Origin of the sequence: Pseudomonas sp. BIGb0164, from assembly GCF_024810135.1 — a bacterium.
Classification (GTDB): domain Bacteria; phylum Pseudomonadota; class Gammaproteobacteria; order Pseudomonadales; family Pseudomonadaceae; genus Aquipseudomonas.
Map to the genome: position 1 here is coordinate 555,003 of NZ_JANUEA010000002.1, position 21,016 is coordinate 576,018.

General features: G+C 61.9%; 18 protein-coding genes and 1 other RNA gene. 2 read left to right on the forward strand and 17 right to left on the reverse strand.

Translation table 11 applies throughout. The annotated features are described in order from the left end of the window. Positions 1–99: 99 nt before the first annotated feature. From ftsZ to rsmI, 17 genes are all read right to left on the reverse strand, one after another. Positions 100–1,305 (reverse strand): cell division protein FtsZ, encoded by a 1,206-nt coding sequence (gene ftsZ / locus M2394_RS06445; protein ID WP_178922772.1) that lies wholly within the window; start codon positions 1,303–1,305, stop codon positions 100–102. Positions 1,306–1,387: 82 nt separating this feature from the next. After that, positions 1,388–2,650: a cell division protein FtsA gene (gene ftsA, locus M2394_RS06450; protein ID WP_178922770.1), complete on the reverse strand. Its 1,263-nt coding sequence runs from the start codon at positions 2,648–2,650 to the stop codon at positions 1,388–1,390. A gap of 15 nt (positions 2,651–2,665) precedes the next feature. Further along, complete coding sequence (locus M2394_RS06455) at positions 2,666–3,535, reverse strand: cell division protein FtsQ/DivIB (RefSeq protein ID WP_176995031.1); 870 nt, start codon at positions 3,533–3,535, stop codon at positions 2,666–2,668. A 4-nt stretch (positions 3,536–3,539) separates the two neighbouring features. Beyond that, positions 3,540–4,496 (reverse strand): D-alanine--D-alanine ligase, encoded by a 957-nt coding sequence (locus M2394_RS06460; RefSeq protein ID WP_178922768.1) that lies wholly within the window; start codon positions 4,494–4,496, stop codon positions 3,540–3,542. Next, a complete protein-coding gene (gene murC, locus M2394_RS06465; protein WP_178922766.1) occupies positions 4,493–5,938 on the reverse strand; it encodes a UDP-N-acetylmuramate--L-alanine ligase in 1,446 nt (481 codons plus the stop codon). The genes M2394_RS06460 and murC overlap by 4 nt, the downstream gene beginning before the upstream one ends. After that, entirely contained in the window at positions 5,931–7,001 is a 1,071-nt protein-coding gene (murG, locus tag M2394_RS06470; RefSeq protein ID WP_178922765.1) for an undecaprenyldiphospho-muramoylpentapeptide beta-N-acetylglucosaminyltransferase, read from the reverse strand. Before murG ends, murC begins: the two co-directional genes overlap by 8 nt. Further along, positions 6,991–8,214: a putative lipid II flippase FtsW gene (gene ftsW / locus M2394_RS06475; RefSeq protein WP_259171931.1), complete on the reverse strand. Its 1,224-nt coding sequence runs from the start codon at positions 8,212–8,214 to the stop codon at positions 6,991–6,993. The genes murG and ftsW overlap by 11 nt, the downstream gene beginning before the upstream one ends. Further along, a complete protein-coding gene (gene murD, locus M2394_RS06480) occupies positions 8,211–9,557 on the reverse strand; it encodes a UDP-N-acetylmuramoyl-L-alanine--D-glutamate ligase (protein WP_259171932.1) in 1,347 nt (448 codons plus the stop codon). The genes ftsW and murD overlap by 4 nt, the downstream gene beginning before the upstream one ends. A 6-nt stretch (positions 9,558–9,563) precedes the next feature. Further along, positions 9,564–10,646, reverse strand: coding sequence for a phospho-N-acetylmuramoyl-pentapeptide-transferase (gene mraY, locus M2394_RS06485; RefSeq protein WP_123714635.1), 1,083 nt, complete (start codon positions 10,644–10,646; stop codon positions 9,564–9,566). Continuing rightward, on the reverse strand, positions 10,646–12,016 hold the full coding sequence (gene murF, locus M2394_RS06490; RefSeq protein WP_259171933.1) for a UDP-N-acetylmuramoyl-tripeptide--D-alanyl-D-alanine ligase: 1,371 nt from the start codon (positions 12,014–12,016) through the stop codon (positions 10,646–10,648). The genes mraY and murF overlap by 1 nt, the downstream gene beginning before the upstream one ends. After that, on the reverse strand, positions 12,009–13,472 hold the full coding sequence (locus M2394_RS06495) for a UDP-N-acetylmuramoyl-L-alanyl-D-glutamate--2,6-diaminopimelate ligase (RefSeq protein WP_259171934.1): 1,464 nt from the start codon (positions 13,470–13,472) through the stop codon (positions 12,009–12,011). Before M2394_RS06495 ends, murF begins: the two co-directional genes overlap by 8 nt. After that, on the reverse strand, positions 13,472–15,214 hold the full coding sequence (locus tag M2394_RS06500) for a penicillin-binding protein 2 (RefSeq protein ID WP_176995252.1): 1,743 nt from the start codon (positions 15,212–15,214) through the stop codon (positions 13,472–13,474). Before M2394_RS06500 ends, M2394_RS06495 begins: the two co-directional genes overlap by 1 nt. Further along, complete coding sequence (gene ftsL / locus M2394_RS06505; RefSeq protein ID WP_003171871.1) at positions 15,214–15,507, reverse strand: cell division protein FtsL; 294 nt, start codon at positions 15,505–15,507, stop codon at positions 15,214–15,216. The genes M2394_RS06500 and ftsL overlap by 1 nt, the downstream gene beginning before the upstream one ends. Next, positions 15,504–16,451 (reverse strand): 16S rRNA (cytosine(1402)-N(4))-methyltransferase RsmH, encoded by a 948-nt coding sequence (rsmH, locus tag M2394_RS06510; RefSeq protein ID WP_405046554.1) that lies wholly within the window; start codon positions 16,449–16,451, stop codon positions 15,504–15,506. Before rsmH ends, ftsL begins: the two co-directional genes overlap by 4 nt. Then, positions 16,448–16,903, reverse strand: coding sequence for a division/cell wall cluster transcriptional repressor MraZ (mraZ, locus tag M2394_RS06515; protein ID WP_003171868.1), 456 nt, complete (start codon positions 16,901–16,903; stop codon positions 16,448–16,450). Before mraZ ends, rsmH begins: the two co-directional genes overlap by 4 nt. 355 nt (positions 16,904–17,258) lie before the next feature. Continuing rightward, positions 17,259–17,612, reverse strand: an RNA gene (gene rnpB, locus M2394_RS06520) — RNase P RNA component class A. 96 nt (positions 17,613–17,708) lie between these two features. Next, the gene (rsmI, locus tag M2394_RS06525) at positions 17,709–18,614 is read right to left on the reverse strand and encodes a 16S rRNA (cytidine(1402)-2'-O)-methyltransferase (RefSeq protein ID WP_178922761.1); all 906 of its coding nucleotides are present in this window, start codon (positions 18,612–18,614) and stop codon (positions 17,709–17,711) included. A 176-nt stretch (positions 18,615–18,790) separates the two neighbouring features. Here rsmI and M2394_RS06530 point away from each other — a divergent pair, with 176 nt between their 5' ends. After that, positions 18,791–20,602 (forward strand): penicillin-binding protein activator, encoded by a 1,812-nt coding sequence (locus M2394_RS06530; RefSeq protein WP_178922760.1) that lies wholly within the window; start codon positions 18,791–18,793, stop codon positions 20,600–20,602. Then, positions 20,602–20,973: a YraN family protein gene (locus M2394_RS06535; protein ID WP_259171935.1), complete on the forward strand. Its 372-nt coding sequence runs from the start codon at positions 20,602–20,604 to the stop codon at positions 20,971–20,973. Before M2394_RS06530 ends, M2394_RS06535 begins: the two co-directional genes overlap by 1 nt. Positions 20,974–21,016: the final 43 nt, after the last annotated feature.

The window sequence follows — 21,016 nt, forward strand, 5'->3', positions numbered from 1 at the left end:
TGAGCGCAAATTGCGAACTGGTATCAACAAAGGCTGGCGATAATAGCAGACCAGACCTTTGCTGAACACCAATCACCTTCATAGCCCTGATACATTCCATTAATCGGCCTGACGACGCAAGAATGCCGGGATGTCCAGATAGTCCAGATCATCTTGCGGATTCGGGCTACGGGACGCCGCAGCACCGGCCTGAGCCTGGTTGCGCATCACGGTCGGACGGTCCAGGTCACGGTAGTTCACCGACGGCAGTTCCTGGCGCGCAGGCGCTGGAGCGGCAGCCGATTGGCTCGCGTGGCTGGCTTGGCTGTTGTGCAGGGTGTTGTCGATGACCTTCACAGGCTTCTCGATTTTTGCACCCAGGCCGGTGGCAACCACGGTCACATGCAGCTCGTCGCGCATGTCCGGGTCGATCACGGTGCCGACTTTGACCATGGCGTGCTCGGAAGCGAAGGCTTCAATGATGCTACCCACGTCGGAGTACTCACCCAGGGACAGGTCAGGACCGGCGGTGATGTTCACCAGGATGCCGCGTGCACCTTGCAGGTTCACGTCTTCGAGCAACGGGTTGCGGATGGCCGCTTCAGTGGCTTCACGTGCACGGTTCGGACCGCTGGCGCAACCAGTGCCCATCATGGCCATGCCCATTTCGCTCATGACAGTACGGACGTCGGCAAAGTCGACGTTGATCATGCCTGGGCGCTTGATGATGTCGGAAATACCGCGAACGGCACCGGCCAGTACATCGTCAGCCTTGGCGAACGCGGACAGCAGGCTTGCGTCCTTGCCCAGGATGGTCAGCAGCTTCTCGTTGGGGATGGTGATCAACGAGTCGACGCTTTCAGACAGCAGACGGATACCTTCGTCGGCGATCTGCATGCGCTTGCGGCCTTCGAACGGGAACGGACGGGTCACGACTGCAACCGTCAGAATGCCCATTTCCTTGGCCACTTCGGCAATGATCGGCGCAGCACCGGTACCGGTACCACCGCCCATGCCCGTGGTGATGAACACCATGTTGGTGCCTTGCAGCACTTCCGCGATACGCTCGCGGTCTTCCAGGGCGGCTTGACGGCCGACTTCCGGGTTCGCGCCAGCGCCGAGGCCCTTGGTCACGGCGGTGCCCAATTGCAGGATGGTCCGCGCGCCGATGCTTTTCAGCGCCTGGGCATCAGTGTTGGCGCAGATGAATTCAACGCCTTCAATGTTGCTCTTGACCATGTGGTTGACAGCGTTGCCGCCGCCACCGCCGACACCGATCACTTTGATGACCGGGCTTGCGGGGATGTTGTCTACGAGTTCGAACATGTTCCCTCTCCTTTCATTTCTCTAGTTTTTTCGCCTACTGCTTACAACGGTGCTGCGGTGTGTCGGTGTTGCGGTAAATCGCTTAGAAGTTGCCCTTGACCCAGGCCTGCAAACGCTCGAACAACGGCGCCTTGGCTTCGTCGTCGCCGCGGTAGCTGTCACGGATGCTCGGGCCCGACAGGGAAATGCCGTCGGTCTGCTTTTGCAGCCCGTACAACAGCAAGCCCACGCCAGTGGAGTAAATCGGGTTGCGCACCACGTCGCCCAGGCCCTTGACGCCATGGGGCACGCCCAGGCGAACCGGCATGTGGAAGATTTCCTCGGCCAGTTCGACCGCGCCTTCCATCTTCGAGGTGCCACCGGTCAGCACGATGCCGGCCGGGATCAAATCTTCGTAGCCGCTGCGGCGCAGTTCAGCCTGGATCAGGGTGAACAGCTCGTCGTAGCGTGGCTCGACCACTTCGGCCAGGGCCTGGCGCGACAGCTCACGCGGTGGACGGTCGCCCACGCTCGGCACCTTGATGGTCTCGCCGGCACCGGCCAGCTTGGCCAGGGCGCAGGCGTAGCGGATCTTGATTTCTTCGGCGTACTGGGTCGGTGTGCGCAACGCCATGGCGATGTCGTTGGTCACCTGGTCGCCAGCAATCGGGATCACGGCGGTGTGACGGATCGCACCCTCGGTGAAGATCGCGATGTCGGTGGTGCCGCCGCCGATGTCCACCAGGCACACGCCCAGTTCTTTTTCGTCGTCGGTCAGTACCGAGTAGGCCGAGGCCAACTGCTCCAGAATGATGTCGTCGATTTCCAGGCCGCAGCGGCGCACGCATTTTTCAATGTTCTGGGCGGCGTTGACGGCGCAGGTCACCACGTGGACCTTGGCTTCCAGACGTACGCCCGACATGCCCAGGGGCTCGCGAACGCCTTCCTGGTTGTCGATCACGTAGTCCTGCGGCAGGGTGTGCAGCACGCGCTGGTCAGCCGGGATCGCCACGGCCTGGGCAGCGTCGAGGACACGCTCAAGGTCGGCGGAGCTGACTTCGCGGTCGCGGATCGCCACGATGCCGTGGGAGTTCAGGCTGCGGATATGGTTGCCCGCCACGCCGACGAACGCCGAGTGGATCCGGCAACCGGCCATCAGCTGCGCCTCTTCGATGGCGCGCTGGATCGATTGCACGGTGGACTCGATGTTCACCACCACGCCCTTCTTCAGGCCCCGGGACGGATGCGTGCCAATACCGACGATTTCGATCGTGCCGTCTTCCCCGACCTCGCCGACCAGCGCCACCACCTTGGAGGTGCCGATATCGAGACCGACGATCATTTTGCCGCTTTGCACGTTTGCCATGGGTCCTGCCTCTTCTTAATTCTTCGCGACAGCGGGTTGCGCTGCCGTGGGCGCAGCCGGTTCACGCCAGCCGACGGCAAGGCCGTTGGCGTAACGCAGGTCGACGCTCGCAATGTTCGTAATCTGTTCTTTCAAGGTCTTGTCATAGATGGCAATGAAGCGGCGCATCTTTTCCACCAAGCGGTCGCGTCCCAGCAACAACTGGATGCCCGGGCCGGAACTGCCTGCCCCGGTCGTCAAAAACCAGCTACCCCGTTCACGCAGTTCCAGGCGTGCAATGGAGAAGCCCAGTGGCCGCAGCATCTGGCTCAGGGCCTGGTACTGCTGCATCACTTGCTGCTGCGCCCGCTGCGGCCCGAACAGCTGCGGCAGGTGCTCGTAGTTGGCCAGCTCACGCGGGGTGAACGCCTGGCCCTGGTTGTTCAACAGCGCTTCGTCACCCCACCGGGCCACGGGCAGTTGTTCTTCCAGGCGGATCGTCACCTGGTCCGGCCATACGCGACGGACTTCGGCGTGGGCGATCCACGGCATCTGTTCCAGTTCCGAGCGCATGCCGGCCAGGTCGATGGTGAAGAAGCTCGCCGCCAGGTACGGGCCGATGCGCTGCTGCACCGCTTGCTGGCTGATATAGCTCAAGTCGCCCTGCACGCTGATCTTGGTGATCGGCCGGTCGGCATACGGCAACAGACGCTGCGCGCCCTCGTAGGTTCCGAAGCCCAACACCACCAGCAGCACCGGCCAGAACAGCGCCTTGAGGAAACCAAAATTGGCTTTCGGCAGGCGCGCCGACATCGGCTCTTTAGCCACCATTCGGCTGGCACCCCGTGGCACCGGCTTGCGGCTCGGTGCTTGTGGGGGCTGATGACGAAGCGATGCGCCGTTCATGTGCTTAGCCTCGAGGCTCAATGCTGGCTGCAAGGATCGCCAGCACCAACTGCTGGAAGTCCAGGCCGGCGGCACGAGCTGCCATAGGAACCAGGCTGTGGTCGGTCATCCCTGGCGCGGTGTTGACTTCCAGGAACCAGAAATTCCCTTGGTCATCCTGCATCACGTCTGCCCGCGCCCAACCGGCGATACCCAGCGCCTCACAGGCTTTCGCCGTGAGGTCCATCAATTCCTGTTCTTTGGTTGCGTCAAGGCCGCACGGGATCCGGTACTGGGTATCGGAAGCCAGGTACTTGGCGTCGTAGTCGTAAAAGGTGTGGGGCGTGCCCAATGCGATAGGCGGCAATACCTGGCCACGCAGGGTGGCGATGGTGTACTCGGGACCGGAAATCCACTGTTCCACCAACACTTGCGAATCGTAGGTACTTGCCGCTTTCCATGCGTCGATCAATTCGGCGGCCGAGTTCACTTTGGCCATGCCGATACTGGAGCCTTCATGGGCAGGTTTGACGATCAAAGGCAGGCCCAGTTCCTTGGCTGCAGAAATACAATCGTCTTCGCTGCACAGAACGCTGTGACGCGGGGTTGGAATGCCCAGGCTGTGCCACACCTGCTTGGTGCGCAGCTTGTCCATCGCCAGGGCCGAAGCAAGGATGCCGCTGCCGGTGTACGGGATGCCGGCGCATTCCAACAGGCCTTGCATGCTGCCGTCTTCACCGCCACGGCCGTGGAGAATGATGAAGGCGCGGTCGATCTTCTCGGCCTGCAGACGAGCGAGGAAGTCATCGCCCACGTCGATGCCAAATGCGTTCACGCCGGCGCTTTGCAGGGCTTCGAGCACGGCATTGCCGGACTTGAGCGACACTTCGCGCTCAGCGCTCTTGCCGCCGAACAGCACGGCCACGCGGCCGAAGTCGGCAGGCGAAATAGTCGAAAACAGGGAGCCGTAATCAGTGGTCATTTCGACTTCCCCTTCTCGGCGGCAAACAGCGGGCTCGCCAGCAATTTAGGGGCAAGGCCGCCAATGTCACCGGCACCCTGGCACAGCAGGATGTCGCCGGCACGCAGCAGCGGCTTGACCAGCGGCGCCAGGTCCACGCCACGCTCGATGTAGATCGGGTCCAGTTGGCCACGCTGGCGGATGCTGTTGCACAGCTTGCGGCTGTCGGCGCCCGGGATCGGTTCTTCACCGGCTGGGTAGACTTCCATCAGCAGCAACACGTTGGCGTCGGCCAATACATTGACGAAATCGTCGTACAGATCGCGCGTGCGGCTGTAGCGGTGCGGCTGGTAGACCATCACCAGGCGGCGCTCAGGCCAGCCACCGCGCACGGCCTTGATCACGGCCGCGACTTCGGTCGGGTGGTGACCGTAGTCATCCACCAGCATCACGTCGCCACCTTCTACCGGCAACTGGCCGTAGACCTGGAAGCGACGGCCCACGCCGGCAAAGCGCGACAGGCCTTCGACGATGGCTTCATCGCTGACGCCTTCGTCGGTGGCGATGCAGATGGTCGCCAGGGAATTGAGCACGTTGTGGTTGCCCGGCATGTTCACCGAGACATCCAGCGGCTCGCGGTCCGGGCGCAGCACGGTGAAGAAGGTCTGCATGCCTTCCTGGCGCACATTGATGGCGCGCACGTCGGCGTCTTCGCTGAAGCCATAGGTCACGGTCGGACGCTTGACCAGCGGCAGGATCTCGCGCACCACCGGGTCGTCCAGGCACACCACGGCCAGGCCGTAGAACGGCAGGTTGTGGAGGAACTCGACGAAGGTTTTCTTCAACTTGTTGAAGTCACCGTCGTAAGTGGCCATGTGGTCTTCGTCGATGTTGGTGACCACGGCGACCAGCGGTTGCAGGTGCAGGAAGCTGGCGTCACTTTCATCGGCTTCGGCGATCAGGTAACGGCTGGTACCGAGCTGGGCATTGGTACCGGCTGCATTCAGGCGGCCACCGATCACGAACGTCGGGTCCAGGCCACCGGCGGCGAACACCGAGGCGATCAGGCTGGTGGTGGTGGTTTTGCCGTGGGTACCGGCCACGGCAATACCGTGGCGATAGCGCATCAGCTCGGCCAGCATCTCGGCGCGTGGCACTACAGGAATGCGACGCTCAAGGGCAGTGGCCACTTCCGGGTTGGAGGTGTTCACGGCGCTGGACACCACCAACACGTCGGCCTCGGCAGCGTTCTCGGCGCGGTGGCCGATGAAGATCTGCGCGCCAAAGGTTTTCAGGCGGTCGGTAACCGGCGACTCTTTCAGGTCGGAGCCGGACACCTGGTAGCCCAGGTTCAGCAAGACTTCGGCGATACCGCACATGCCCACGCCGCCGATGCCGACGAAGTGGATACGACGGATGCGGCGCATTTCGGGTTGCGGCATGGCTTTCTGATTCTCAACCATGGGCCACCTCCAGGCAGATATCGACCACGGTGCGGGTTGCGTCAGGTTTGGCCAGGCGGCTTGCGGTGCTCGCCATGCTGTTGAGTCGTTCCGGTTGCATCAAAACCTCGGTCAGGCGTGCGGCCAAATCGGCGGCGCCAGTCGTTCTTTGCGGCAGCAGGAAGGCAGCGCCCTCCCCGGCCAAATATTCGGCGTTGCGGGTCTGGTGATCGTCGATCGCGTGGGGCAAAGGCACCAGCAAGGACGGCAGACCGGCGGCAGCCAGTTCACTGACGGTCAGCGCACCGGAGCGGCAGACCACCAGGTCGGCCCAGCCATAGGCGTGGGCCATGTCTTTGATGAAGGGCTGTACGTTCGCCTCCACACCGGCTTCGCGATAACGCGTGGCGGTGACTTCACCGTGATCTTTGCCGGCCTGATGGAAGACTTCCGGGCGCAATTCCACAGGGAGTTGCGCCAGCGCTTCGGGCAGCAATTTGTTCAAGGGCTCGGAGCCCAGGCTACCGCCCATGATCAGCAGGTGTGCCTTGCGCCCGGCCAGTGCCTGGCGAGCGATGTCCATGAACAGTTCCGTGCGCACCGGGTTGCCGGTAGTACGCAATTTGTCGGATGCACCAAAGGTCTTCGGGAAGGCCTCGCACACCCGCGCGGCCAAGGGCACCAACAGGCGGTTGGCGGTACCGGCCACGGCGTTCTGCTCGTGCACGATCACCGGCACGCCCGCGAGCTTGGCGGCAACACCACCCGGCCCGGTCACGTACCCACCAAAACCAAGCACACACACAGGCTTCAATTCACGGATGACCTTGCGCGCCTGCCACACCGCCTTGAGCAACACGAACGGCGCCTTGAGCAGGGACAATTTGCTCTTGCCGCGCAGGCCGGACACATTGATCAGGTGCAGCGGCAAACCGGCGTTGGGCACCAGCTCGTTTTCGATCCCACGGGGCGTGCCCAGCCAGTGCACGGTGTAGCCACGGCTCTGGAATTCCCGCGCGCACGCCAGGGCCGGGAACACGTGGCCCCCGGTACCGCCTGCCATGATCAGCACATTAGCGCCCATGGGTCGGCTCCTCGGCGAAGTCGCTTTCGCTGAACTCCATCTCTTCGCTGCCCAAGTGAGTTCGACTCTCCCACTCGATGCGCAGCAACAAGCCCAGGCATGCACAGCAGATCACCAACGAACTGCCGCCGTAACTGAGGAACGGCAAGGTCAGGCCCTTGGTCGGCAGCAAGCCGACGTTCACACCGATGTTGATCAGGAACTGGCCGATCCACAGGAACGACAAGCCGTAGGCCACATACGCGGCGAAATACTGTTTGGCCTTCTCGGCCCACAAGCCGATGTACATGCCACGCACACACACGAATACGAACAGCGCGACGGTGCACAGCGAACCGACCACACCCAGCTCTTCGGCGAGTACCGAGAACACGAAGTCGGTGTGCGCTTCCGGCAGGTAGAACTGCTTCTGCACGCTGTTGCCCAGGCCCACGCCCAGCCACTCGCCGCGACCGAAGGCGATCAGCGCCTGGGTCAACTGGTAGCCGGAGCCGAACTGGTCGGACCATGGGTCGGTAAAGGTGATCAGACGGGCCATCCGGTAGGGTTGCGCCTGGACCAGAATGGTCACGGCCGCCACCGCCAGCACCACCATCAAGGTGAAGCGGAACAGGCCCACGCCCCCGAGGAACAGCATCGCCGCCGCCGCGCCCATCATCACGACGGTGGCACCGAAGTCGGGCTCCATCAGCAACAGGCCGGCCATGGGCAGCAGCACGATGAACGGCTTGAAGAAGCCCATCCAGCTTTCGCGCACTTCCTTCTGACGACGCACCAGGTAACCGGCGAGGTAGATCACCACAAACACCTTGGCGATTTCCGACGGCTGTACGTTGAACGCACCGAAGCCGATCCAGCGCATCGAACCGTTCACCTCGCGGCCGATGCCGGGCAGGATCACCATGACCAGCAAGCCAAACGCACCGATCAGCATCAACCAGCCCAGGCGTTGCCAGGTGGCGATAGGGATCATCATGGTGACGATGCAGGTGCCGAGGCCGATCACCAGGTACACCAGGTGACGGATCATCATGTACAGGGTGTTGCCCGACTGCACGGCCGCCACTTCGGAGGAGGCCGAGGTGATCATCACCAGGCCCAGGCCCAGCAGCGCGAGGCAACCGGCGAGCATCGGGAAATCCAGGTCGATGCCACGGCCAGTAATGATCGGCGACGGGTAGGGCTTGATGATGTTACGGAAGTTGATACTCATGCCAAGGCCTCCACGCCGCGGGCGAACAGCTGGCCGCGCTCTTCGTAGTTCTTGAACATGTCGAAACTGGCGCACGCCGGCGACAGCAGCACGGCATCGCCGGGCTGGGCCAGGGCATGGCACTGGGCGATGGCATCGTCCAGGGAGGTGGCACGTACCTGCGGCACGCCGTCACCGAGGGCGGCGGCGATCACGTCGGCGTCGCGGCCCATCAGCACCACGGCGCGGCACTGAGCAGCCACCGGGCCTTTAAGGTCTTTGAAGTCGGCGCCTTTGCCGTCACCACCAAGGATCAGCACCAGCTTGCCCTCGATATCGGCACCCAGGCCTTCGATAGCGGCCAATGCAGCACCAACGTTAGTGGCCTTGGAGTCGTTGTAGTAGCTCACGCCATTCAAGTCGCGCACCCACTGGCAACGGTGCTCAAGCCCGGCGAAGGTGCGCAGGCTCGACAACATGGCATCGAACGGCAGGCCCACGGCATGCCCCAGCGCCAACGCCGCCAGGGCATTGGACTGGTTATGCGCGCCACGGATCTTCAACTCACGCACCGGCATCAGGTTCTGGAATTCGAAGGCCAGGTATTTCTCGCCATTCTCCTCACGAATGCCAAAGGCTTTGAAATCGGGTTTGCCCAGGCCAAAGGTCCAGCACGGCAGGCCTTCGCCCATCAGCGGACGGCTCAGGGCATCCTGGCGGTTGACCACCACTTGCCTGGCACCTCGGAAGATCCGGTGCTTGGCCAGGTGATAAGCCGGCAGGCCGCTGTAGCGGTCCATGTGGTCTTCACTCACGTTCAGCACGGTCGCCACTTCGGCGCCGAGGTCGTGGGTGGTTTCCAGCTGGAAGCTCGACAGCTCCATCACGTACAGCTCGACATCGTCGCTGAGCAGGTCCAGCGCCGGGGTGCCAAGGTTGCCGCCCACGGCCACGCGCTTGCCGGCCGCAGCCGCCATCTCGCCGACCAGGGTGGTCACGGTGCTTTTCGCGTTGGAGCCGCTGATGGCCACGATGGGCGCCTTCGCGTTACGCGCGAACAGGTCGATGTCGCCGGACAGCTTCACGCCACGGGCCGCAGCGGCTTGCAGGGCCGGTGTCGCCAGGGCCAGGCCGGGGCTCACGTAGAGCTCGTCGGCGCGGCACAGAAACTCGACATCCAGCTCGCCACAACGCACTTCCACGTGCGGGTAGTCACGGCGCAGCGTGACCAGCTCCGGTGGATTTTCCCGCGTGTCGGCCACGGCAAACGACGTGCCCCGGTTCGCCAGGAAGCGAACCAGGGACATGCCGCTCTTGCCGAGGCCGACAACGATGCGGAAGTGGTCTGAAGCGATCAGGGACACTCGTTTCTACCTCAGTTTCAGGGTGGCAAGGCCGATCAGCACCAGAATCACGGTGATGATCCAGAAGCGGACGATCACGCGTGGCTCGGGCCAGCCCTTGAGTTCAAAGTGGTGGTGAATCGGCGCCATGCGGAATACACGGCGCCCGGTCAATTTGAAGGAGGCCACCTGGATGACCACCGACAGGGTTTCCATCACGAACACACCGCCCATGATGAACAACACGATTTCCTGGCGAACGATCACCGCGATGGTGCCCAGGGCCGCGCCCAGCGCCAGTGCGCCGACGTCACCCATGAAGACTTGCGCCGGGTAGGTGTTGAACCACAGAAAGCCCAGACCGGCACCAATCAGCGCGCCGCAGAACACGATCAACTCACCTGCGCCCGGTACGTAGGGGATCAGCAGGTATTCCGCGAATTTCACGTTACCCGACAGGTAGCAGAAGATGCCGAGCGCGCCGCCCACCATCACCGTCGGCATGATCGCCAGGCCGTCGAGGCCGTCAGTCAGGTTGACCGCGTTGCTGGAGCCCACGATCACGAAATAGGTCAGCACCACGAAGCCGATGCCCAGTGGAATGCTGGCATCCTTGAGCATCGGGATGATCAAGGTGGTTTCCACCGCGCTTGGCGCCGTGGTGTAGAGGAAGATCGCTGCGGCCAGGCCGAACACCGACTGCCAGAAATATTTCCAGCGGCTCGGCAGGCCCTTGGAGTTTTTCTCGATCACTTTGCGGTAGTCATCGACCCAGCCGATGGCGCCGAACAACAGGGTTACCAGCAGCACCACCCACACGTAGCGGTTGTGCAGGTCGGCCCACAGCAGGGTGCTGATACCAATGGACGACAGGATCAACGCACCGCCCATGGTCGGGGTGCCGGATTTGGACAGGTGAGACTGCGGGCCGTCATTGCGAACCGATTGACCAATTTGCAGGTTCTGCAGGGTGCGGATCATCCACGGCCCTAGGAACAGCGACAGAGACAGCGCGGTCAGCACACCCAGGATCCCGCGCAGGGTCAGGTACTGAAAGACCGCGAAGCCTTTGTAGAACTGTTGCAGATACTCAGCCAGCAGCAGCAGCATTAATGTTTCTCCGTACTTGAGCCACACAAGGCCGCGACGACGTTTTCCATCACCGCGCTGCGCGATCCCTTGATCAAAATGGTTGTCTGTTTGTCTTGTTCAGCCGTGACCAGCGCCTGGATCAGCTCGGCCTGGCTCGCGAAATGCCGCGCGCCGAGGCCGAAGGCGTCGACGGCATGGGCCATGTTCGTGCCGACCGCGTAGAGCGCGTCGACTTTGCCAGCGGCATAGGCACCCACTTCGCGGTGACCTTGCTCGGCCCAATCACCCAACTCGCCGATGTCACCCAGCACCAGCACTTTGCGCCCGGCAAAGGTCTTGAGCAGGTCAACGGCGGCATTGATCGAGGACGGGTTGGCGTTGTAAGTGTCATCAATGACGCGCATGCCATTGGTGGCCAGTTGCGCGACGGTGCGCCCTTTGACCGGCTGCACGGCGCCCAAGCCCGTGGCGATGCCGAACAGCGACACGCCCAAGGCGTAAGCCGCAGCCGCAGCCGCCAGGGCATTGGCGACGTTATGGTTGCCCAACAGGTTCAACTGCACGTGCTCGCTGCCTTGCGGGGTATGCAAGGTGAAGGACGGGCAACCACGGGCATCCACGGTGATGCTGGAGGCATGGAAGTCGGCGGCGGCGTTGAGCACGGCAAACGTCAGGACCTTGCGCCCGGCAGCGCGTACGCGCCAGGTTTCAAAAGCCTTGTCGTCCAGGTTCAGTACAGCGGTGCCCGAGGCATCAAGACCTTCAAGGATTTCACCCTTGGCCTCGACGATTTTTTCCGGGCCGCCGAACTCGCCCACGTGGGCGGTGCCGGCATTGTTGATGATTGCCACGTGGGGCTTGGTCAACGCCACGGTGTAGGCGATTTCGCCGATACGCGAAGCGCCCAGCTCGATGACGGCCGCCGTGTGTTCCGGGGCCAGTTCGAGCAGGGTCAACGGTGCGCCGAAGTCATTGTTCAGGTTGCCACGGGTGGCGAGTACCGGCCCGCGCGTGCGTAGGATACCGGCGAGCAGTTCTTTAACGGTGGTCTTGCCGCTGGAACCGGTGACGGCGGCCACTGGCTTGTCAAACGCGGCGCGGTTGAGCGCACCCAGCTGACCCAGGGCCAGGCGGGTGTCAGCGACCAGCAGCTGCGGCAAGGTGGACTCTGCCACTTCGCGCTGCACCAAGGCACCTACGGCGCCTTTGGCGGCGACATCATTCAGGTAGTCATGGCCATCGAAGCGCGGGCCGGCCAGTGCTACGAACAACTGCCCCGGCTTGATGTTGCGACTGTCGATACTGACGCCGTCGAAGCTGCAATCGCTCGACAACACACGGGCCGACAGGGCCTGGGTCAGTTCGCTGAATGTCATCGCTTTAAGCATGGGCGACCTCCCAGGCGGTCAGGGCGTGATCCGCCTCGACCAGGTCGGAGAAGGCATGACGCTCGCCGTTGATTTCCTGATAGTCCTCGTGACCTTTACCGGCCAGCACCACCACGTCGTCAGCGCTGGCGCTGGCGATCAATTGGGCGATGGCTGCACCACGACCAGCAACGAAGGTCGCGTGGGACGCGTCTTTAAAACCGACACGGATGTCATCGAAAATCTGGCTCGGGTCTTCGCTGCGCGGGTTGTCGTCGGTGACGAGCACACCGTCGGCCAGGCGCTCGACGATCTCGGCCATCAGCGGACGCTTGCCGCGATCACGATCACCGCCGCAGCCGAACAGGCACAGGAGCTTGCCCTTGGCGTGTGGGCGCAGGGCGACCAATACTTTTTCCAGGGCGTCCGGGGTGTGGGCGTAATCGACCACCACCAGCGGCTGCTTGCCGCCACCCAAGCGCTGCATGCGACCTACCGGGCCTTCCAGCTTGGGCAGTACACGCAAGATTTCATCCAGTGCGTAATCCAGGCCGAGCAAGGCGCCGATAGCCGCCAGGGTGTTGCTCAGGTTGAAGCGGCCGAGCAAGCTGCTGCGCAAATGATGTTCGCCCTGCGGCGTTACCAAGGTCGCGAGCACACCTTCGTCATTGAAGTGGGCATCACGGCAATACAGGTACGCACTGGAATCTTCCAGGCTGTAGCTGATCAGGCGCGATTCACGGTCTTCGGCTGCCAGTTGGCGGCCGAATGCGTCATCCAGGTTCACCACGCGGCACTTGAGGTCGTTCCAGGCAAACAGCTTAGCCTTCTCGGCAGCGTAGGCCTCCATGGTGCCGTGGTAATCCAGGTGATCGCGGGACAGGTTGGTCATCACCGCCACATCAAAGGCCAGCGCCGCAACGCGCCCTTGGTGCAAGCCGTGGGACGACACTTCCATGGCAACCGCCTTGGCCCCGGCCTTTTTCAGGTCGGCCAGAGTCGCTTGCACGGCGATCGGGTTCGGCGTGGTGTGCAGGCCGCTTTGCAGCGCGCCATAGAAGCCAGTGCCCAACGTACCGACGATGCCACAGTGTTGCCCCAGCAGATCCAGGGCTTGGGCGATCAATTGGGTCACGCTGGTCTTGCCGTTGGTGCCGGTGACGCCGACCAGGTTCAGCTGGCGGCTCGGGTCGCCATAAAAACGCCCGGCGATATCCGACAGTTGTGCAGCCAGGCCCTTGACCGGAATCAGCGGCACGTCAGTGATCGGCAGTACGGTGGCGCCTTCTACTTCATACGCCACGGCGGCCGCACCGCGCAGCAACGCGTCGGCGATGTGCGCGCGACCATCGAACTTGCCACCGGGTACCGCCAGGAACAGGTCACCGGCGCGTACGTTACGGCTGTCCAGGCTCAACTCGCGAATCAGCAGATCACGACCGGCGTGGGCAAAAATCTTGTTCAGGCTAAGAGACATCAGCCGCGCCCTCCATTGGCTTTTGCAGCAGCGGCCGGTGGTCCGGCGTTCGCTTGTTGGGTCGGCGGCAGGTTGTCCGGCGTGATGTTCATCAGGCGCAGGGTGCCGGACATCACTTTGCTGAACACCGGCGCCGATACCAGGCCACCGAAGTAGCCTGCTTTACTCGGTTCATCGATCACGACGACGATGGCGTAGCGTGGGTCGCTCATCGGGCCGAAGCCGGCGAACAGCGAACGGTAGGAGTTCTCGGCGTAGCCCTTGGTGCCCACCGACGTCTTACGCGCAGTACCCGACTTGCCCGCCACGTGATACGCCGGCACCTGGGCACGGAACACACCGCGTGGCGCTTCGATCACTTGTTGCAGCATGCCCTGCATGGTCTTGGCGACGTTTTCCGGAATCACCTGGGTCGATTTCGGCGCTTCGTCGACATGGATCAGGCTCAGGGGCACCATGCGGCCATTGTTCGCCAGCACGGAGAAGGCGTGAGCCAGTTGGATGGCAGTCACCGACAGGCCGTAGCCGTAGGACAGCGTGGCGGTTTCGGCTTTTTTCCAGTCACGGTAGTTCGGCAGGTTACCGACGCGCTCACCTGGAAAATCGAGGCCGGTGGGCTGGCCCAGGCCGATTTTTTGCGCCAGGTGGTAGATGGTCTCGCCGCCGATATCGAAGGCGACCTTACTCATGCCCACGTTACTGGAGTTGATCAGGATACCTGTCAGATCCAACACCGGGCCTTCGGTACGCGATACGTCGCGAATGGTGTATTTGCCCAACTGCAGGGTGCCAGGGTACACCTCGACCTTGTCGCTGGGTTTCCAGCGTCCGGTTTCGAGGGCGGCACTCATGGAGATGGCTTTCATGGTCGAACCCGGCTCGAACACGTCGATCATGGCGCGGTTACGCATCATCGCCGGCTGCAGGTTGCGACGGTTGTTCGGGTTGTAGGTCGGCTGGTTGACCATGGCGAGGATCTCGCCGGTCTTCACGTCCATGATCACCAGGCTGCCGGCCTTGGCGCCGTTCTCGATGATCGCGTTACGCAGCTCGCGGTTGGCCAGGTATTGCAGGCGCAGGTCAATCGACAACGCCAAGGGCTTACCGGCCTTGGCGTTTTTGGTGACTTGGACATCCTTGATCAGTCTGCCGCGCCGATCCTTGATGACTTGCCGTTTGCCGGGAACCCCGGCCAGCCACTCATCGTAGGCCAGTTCCACACCTTCGCGACCGTGGTCATCGATGTCGGTAAAGCCGACCATGTGGGCGGTGGTTTCACCGGCCGGGTAGAAACGACGGAACTCCTCGATGCCGTAGACACCGGGGACTTTAAGGTCGAGCACTTGCTGGCCTTGCTCGGGGGTCAGCCCACGAACGAGGTAGATGAATTCTTTATTGGCCTGGGCTTCCAGACGCTCGGCGAGTGCCTTCGGGTCTTGGCCAAGGGCGGCGGCGAGTTCCGGCCACTTGTCCTTGGCCACCTGCAGTTCCTTGGCGTTGGCCCACAGGGTGGTGACCGGAGTACTGACGGCCAGGGGCTCGCCGTTACGGTCGGTGATCAGGCCGCGGTGTGCAGGAATAGGAATATGACGCAGGCTGCGGGCATCGCCCTGGCCGATCAGGAAGTCGCGATCGACCACTTGCAGGTCGATGATGCGCCAGGCAATCGCGCCCACCATCAACGCGAGCAAGCCCAGCACCACGCGGAAGCGCCATGGGTAGAGTGCGCCTTCAAGTTTCATCATGGCGCCACCATGCGGACTTCCGCCGCGCCTGGAATGTGCATTTTCAGCTGTTCGGTGGCCAGCACTTCGATACGGCTGTGGGCCGTCCAGGTGCTTTGTTCGAGGATCAACCGCCCCCACTCCGCCTGCGCCTTGTCACGCACGCTCAATTCCCCATACAGGGTGTTGAGCAACTGACGGTTCCAGTGGGCGCTGTAGGACACCGCAATCGCGGATACCAGCACGCCGATAAACAGCAGCAACATGAAGAAGCTGCCGCCCGGAAGGGGCTTGGCGAAAAGCTTGCTCACCGCAACTTCTCCGCAACACGCATGACAGCGCTACGGGCACGTGGGTTGGCCTTGAGTTCGGCTTCGGAAGCGAACTGCGCTTTGCCATGGATTTTGATTTTCGGCACAAAGGCTTCGAAACGTACCGGCAGGTTGCGCGGCAGGTTGTCGGACTCGCCCTTGACCAGACGACGCATGAACAGTTTGACGATACGGTCTTCCAGGGAGTGGAAGCTGATCACCACCAGGCGACCGCCCACTTCCAACGACTCGAGGGCCGCTTCGAGGCCAGCCTCCAGGTCGCCCAATTCGTTGTTGACGTGAATGCGCAGGCCCTGGAACGCACGGGTCGCCGGGTTCTTGCCTTTTTCCCACGCAGGGTTGGCGACCTTCAGCACTTCAGCCAGGTCGGCGGTGCGTTCAAATGGCTGGATCTCGCGGCGCTCGACCACGGCACGGGCCATGCGGCCGGCGAAACGCTCTTCACCGTATTCCTTGAAGACGCGGGCGATTTCTTCCACCGGTGCGGTGGCGATGAACTGCGCAGCACTGATACCCCGCGTGGGGTCCATGCGCATGTCGAGAGGGCCGTCGTTCATGAAACTGAAGCCGCGCTCCGGGTCATCGAGCTGGGGCGAGGACACGCCCAGGTCGAGCAAAACCCCGGCCACCTTGCCTGCCATGCCGCGCTCGGACACTTCAGCCCCCAACTCGGCAAAGCTACGCTGCACAACGACAAAGCGGCCGTCTTCGGCCGCTAGCGCTTGCCCGGTGGCAATCGCTTGAGGGTCTTTGTCGAACCCGAGGAGTTTGCCGTCGGACCCGAGCTGGCTGAGTATCAACCGGCTATGCCCGCCCCTGCCGAAGGTGCCATCCAGATAGCAGCCATCCGCGCGTACGGCGAGAGCCTCAACGGCTTCGTCAAGCAGTACGGTGATGTGGTTAAAGCCGCTATCAATAGTCACAGGATCAAATCACGCAGTTCATCAGGCATGGCGCCCGGTTGTTGAATAGCAGCCAGGTCCGCTGCAGACACAGCATCCCAGGCATCTTCGTCCCACAATTGGAACTTGTTCAGTTGGCCCACCAGCATTGCGCGCTTGTCCAGCTTGGCGTACTCGCGCAAACGCGGCGGCACCAGGAAACGACCACTGCCATCGAGCTCGAGGTCGACGGCATTACCAATCAGCAAACGCTGCAGGCGACGGTTTTCTTCACGCAATGAAGGCAGCGCGCGCAACTTGGTTTCAATCAACTCCCACTCATCGAGCGGGTAAACACACAAACAAGGGTCAACGGCATCAATGGTGATGATCAACTGTCCGGAACTTCGCGAAATGAGCTCGTCACGATACCGGCTCGGCATGGCGAGACGGCCTTTAGCATCGAGACTGATAGCGTTAGCTCCGCGAAACACAGATGCGTTTCTCCAAATTTTAGCGTTTTACGTTCAAAAAACCCACTTTGTGCCACTTTCCGCCACTTGCGCACACTATAGGAATGCGCCCACCACACCGTCAAGGCGCGGATTCAAGGAAAAGCCTTACAGAACGGAGATTTAGGAGCGTAAAAGGAGGAGAAACCAGAGTTCGGCGATGTTTTCGGCCCAACAAGCACAAATAGCTCAAAGAGCTATGGCTTAAAGTTAAAGTGATTTATTAAGAGTAAGATTTTTTTGGTATTACGAAGATGCATCTGCCAATGATTCGGCAGGGAGGGATTCTTGCGTTACTACCGGGTTTCTGCTCGAGATTCGGACAGAAGGAAAAAAGGTGGAGAGTCGATCTATAAGCCGGGTTCTGTCTTGAACAGTCATTCGTCTACGATGGCCATCACTGGACATCTTTAGCAACCTACCCGGTCCCAGCGCGGGCCACGCCTTGGGACCCTATTTGGTCTTGCTCCAAGTGGGGTTTACCTAGCCACGAACTGTTGCCAGTCGTGCGGTGCGCTCTTACCGCACCTTTTCACCCTTACCGGCACCGAAGTGCTTAGGCGGTTATTTTCTGTGGCACTTTCCGTAGGCTCACGCCTCCCAGGCATTACCTGGCACTTCGCCCTATGGAGCCCGGACTTTCCTCCCCCCCCTAATTCTCATAGAGGGCAGCGACTGTCCAATCGACTCTCCGCCGCGCAGGTTAACGGCACGACGGACTTAGGACAAGTAATAAAAGTTCAGAATGGCCATCACGTTCAGACGGAATACAGGATTAACCCCGGAACTATTCGCCTTTTTGTTTATCCAGCGCGGCTTGATATAAGAGATTCTTGCGCACACCGGTAATTTCCGCTGCCAACGCCGCTGCTCTTTTAAGCGGCATCTCCGCGAGCAATAGATCCAGAATACGCATGGCCTCGCTGCCGACCGCGTCTTCATTCTCGGGAGCGGCCCAGCCCGCCACCAGCACCACGCACTCGCCACGCTGCTGGTTGCTGTCCCCCTCGACAAAGGCCCGCAGCTCTTCGAGCGGCAGGCCTTTGAGGGTTTCAAAGGTTTTGGTCAGTTCGCGCGCCAGCAACGCCAGGCGCTCGCCCCCGAACACCAACTCCATGTCCTGCAGGCATTCAAGGATGCGATGGGGGGCTTCGTAGAAGATCAGGGTGCGCGGTTCTTCCTTCAGCGCCTGCAGGCGAGCACGCCGCCCCACCGCCTTGGCCGGCAGGAAACCTTCAAAGATAAAGCGGTCCGAAGGCAGCCCCGCTGCCGATAACGCGGCAATCAGTGCGCACGCTCCCGGAACAGGCACTACATTGATACCAGCGGCCCGCGCCTGGCGAACCAGGTGGTAGCCCGGATCGGAGATCAGCGGCGTGCCCGCATCGGAGATCAGCGCCACGTCGTCACCGGCCAACAGGCGCACGATAAAGCGACTGCCTTCTTCACGCTCGTTGTGCTCGTGACAGGCCGCTAATGGCGTGCTGATACCAAAATGCTGCATCAGGCGTTGAGAGTGACGGGTGTCTTCGGCCGCGATCAATTTTACGTCGCGCAACACTTTCAGCGCCCGGGCACTGATGTCGTCCAGGTTGCCAATGGGCGTCGCCACGACAAAAAGCGAGCCTGCAGTGGAATTCAAAGGACCTGGAGCAGTCAAAACGCACACCTCGATGGTTGGCAAAAGCGCCATTGTAGCGCGTAGATGCCTCGAAAATATGCCATCACGGCCGATGCCTTTTCAGCCGCCGATCGCCAATAGCAACATTTGCACGACCTAAATCGACGGTTTCACGCCAGTAACATCGCGCCTGGGCCAGTGCTTGGGTACAATTCCACGCTAATTTGATCGGTATCAGGAACACTTACATGATCGCTTGCCTGCGGCTGCTCTCCGCCCTCTGCCTCGCTGCCTTGCTGGCCGCTTGCGCCAGCTCGCCCTCGTCCAGCCTTGGCGACCTTCCACGGACCCCGGATGCCAGTATCGAGCAACTGCTCGAACAGGCCACTACCGCCAAGACGCCAGAAAAGGCCGCCCTGTTGCGCCTGAGTGCGGCAGACATGGCCTACAAGCAGAACAACCCTGCCCGCTCCTCGCAGATCCTTGCACAGGTGCCGCTGGATGCTCTCAAGCCCGCCGCGCAAGTCTTTGCCAGCACCCTGGCTGCCGAGCTGGCCATGGCGCGCAACCAGCCCAAGGCTGCGTTGACTGCCCTGAGCCACCCGAGCCTGCAAAGCCTGCGTGACTTGCCGGCAGACCAGCAGGTACGTACCGGCACTGTGCATGCCCGCGCTTATGAAGCCGACGGCCAAACCCTGGCCGCCGCGCGCGAACGCGTAGCCATGGCCCCGCTGCTCAGCGGTGATGCGGCTAAAAACAACCATGAAGCCATCTGGGCGCTGATTGCCGCCCTGCCGGCCGAGCAGTTGCAAGCCAGTGGCAACCCGACCCTGGACGGTTGGATCACCCTGGCCCAGGCGGTTAAGGGTGCCGGTACCCTGGAACAGCAACAGGCCGCCATCGACACCTGGCGCGCGCAGAACCCGGGCCACCCGGCCGCAGTGGAACTGCCATTGCCGTTGACCAAACTCAAGGAGCTGGCCAGCCAGCCCCTGAACAAGATCGCCCTGCTGCTGCCACAGGACGGCCCGCTGGCCTCCGTCGGCAAAGCATTGCGTGAAGGCTTCATGGCCGCTCACTACCAGGCCGAACAAGCCGGGCAGAAGCCACCAGTCATCGAGTTCTTTGACAGCTCGCGCCTGACCTCCCTTGACGACTTCTACACCAAGGCCAAGGCTGCCGGCGTGCAACTGGTTGTCGGCCCGCTGGAGAAACCACTGGTCAAACAACTCGCTGCCCGCCCTCAGTTGCCGATCACCACCCTGGCCCTGAACTACAGCGAGACCGATCAGAACCCGGCGCAGCTGTTCCAGTTTGGCCTGGCCGCTGAAGACGAAGCCCGCGAAGTCTCGCGTCGTGCCCGCGCCGACGGCCTGCACCGCGCTGCCGCCATGGTGCCGCGTGGCGAGTGGGGCGAGCGTGTCTACAAGGCCTTCCGCCAGGATTGGGAAGCCAATGGCGGCACTGTCGTCGGCGTCGAGTACGTCGACCAGCCAGTGGCCCTCGCCCAGCAGATCGCCGACCTGTTCCAACTACGTAAAAGCGAAGGTCGCGCCAAGAGCCTGCAAAGCACGGTAGGTACAGACGTAGCAGCACAGCCGTCGCGTCGTCAGGACATCGAGTTCATCTTCCTGGCCGTGACCCCGCAACTGGCCCAGCAGATCAAGCCGACCCTGAACTTCCAGTACGCCGGTGATGTGCCTGTCTACGCGACCTCCCACGTGTTCAGCGCCAGCGGCGACAAGAACCAGTACCTGGACATGACCAACGTCATGTTCTGCGAAACCCCTTGGCTGCTCAGCACCACCGACCCGCTGCGCAACCAGGTCGCCGCACAATGGCCGCAAGCCAATGGCAGCCTGGGCCGCCTGTATGCGATGGGCGTCGATGCCTACCGCCTGGCGCCGCGCCTGGGCCAGCTCAAGGCACTGCCGGATACTCGTGTTGATGGCCTGTCGGGCAGCCTGGGCATCAACGCCAACCAGCGCGTTGATCGCCAGATGCCATGGGCGAAGTTCGTGGGCGGCGACATCCAGCGCCTGCCAGACACCCCGCGCTGATGCCCGAGCGGTCCAGCGCACAAAGCGGCAAGGATGCCGAACTACAAGCGCTGAAGCACTTGCAACAACAGGGTCTGCGCCTCCTGGCGCAGAACTGGTTGTGTAAACGCGGTGAGCTTGATCTGGTCATGCTTGACGGCGATACAGTAGTATTCGTCGAAGTCCGCTACAGAAAACACGCACAATGGGGTGGCGCGCTCGCCAGTATCGACGGGCGCAAGCGTCAGAAGCTGATACTCGCCGCGCAGTTTTTCCTGCAAAAAGAGCATCGCTGGGCTGATTCCCCCTGCCGTTTCGATGTGGTTGCCATAGAAAGCACACCGTCTGGTCAGGCTGATCTGAGTTGGCTCCAAGATGCCTTCGACAGCTGATTCACCGGGCACCTTCACCACACACTTTTGCTCTTTGCTTTGC

What these genes read in the sequence shown, in the direction of transcription:
- M2394_RS06455 (WP_176995031.1), bottom strand. Translation starts at nt 3,535, where the DNA reads ATGAACGGCGCATCGCTTCGTCATCAGCCCCCACAAGCACCGAGCCGC.
- ftsW (WP_259171931.1), bottom strand. Translation starts at nt 8,214, where the DNA reads ATGAGTATCAACTTCCGTAACATCATCAAGCCCTACCCGTCGCCGATC.
- M2394_RS06460 (WP_178922768.1), bottom strand. Translation starts at nt 4,496, where the DNA reads ATGACCACTGATTACGGCTCCCTGTTTTCGACTATTTCGCCTGCCGAC.
- ftsZ (WP_178922772.1), bottom strand. Translation starts at nt 1,305, where the DNA reads ATGTTCGAACTCGTAGACAACATCCCCGCAAGCCCGGTCATCAAAGTG.
- murC (WP_178922766.1), bottom strand. Translation starts at nt 5,938, where the DNA reads ATGGTTGAGAATCAGAAAGCCATGCCGCAACCCGAAATGCGCCGCATC.
- rsmI (WP_178922761.1), bottom strand. Translation starts at nt 18,614, where the DNA reads ATGGCGCTTTTGCCAACCATCGAGGTGTGCGTTTTGACTGCTCCAGGT.
- murG (WP_178922765.1), bottom strand. Translation starts at nt 7,001, where the DNA reads ATGGGCGCTAATGTGCTGATCATGGCAGGCGGTACCGGGGGCCACGTG.
- mraY (WP_123714635.1), bottom strand. Translation starts at nt 10,646, where the DNA reads ATGCTGCTGCTGCTGGCTGAGTATCTGCAACAGTTCTACAAAGGCTTC.
- M2394_RS06495 (WP_259171934.1), bottom strand. Translation starts at nt 13,472, where the DNA reads ATGTCTCTTAGCCTGAACAAGATTTTTGCCCACGCCGGTCGTGATCTG.
- M2394_RS06500 (WP_176995252.1), bottom strand. Translation starts at nt 15,214, where the DNA reads ATGAAACTTGAAGGCGCACTCTACCCATGGCGCTTCCGCGTGGTGCTG.
- ftsA (WP_178922770.1), bottom strand. Translation starts at nt 2,650, where the DNA reads ATGGCAAACGTGCAAAGCGGCAAAATGATCGTCGGTCTCGATATCGGC.
- M2394_RS06530 (WP_178922760.1), top strand. Translation starts at nt 18,791, where the DNA reads ATGATCGCTTGCCTGCGGCTGCTCTCCGCCCTCTGCCTCGCTGCCTTG.
- murF (WP_259171933.1), bottom strand. Translation starts at nt 12,016, where the DNA reads ATGCTTAAAGCGATGACATTCAGCGAACTGACCCAGGCCCTGTCGGCC.
- M2394_RS06535 (WP_259171935.1), top strand. Translation starts at nt 20,602, where the DNA reads ATGCCCGAGCGGTCCAGCGCACAAAGCGGCAAGGATGCCGAACTACAA.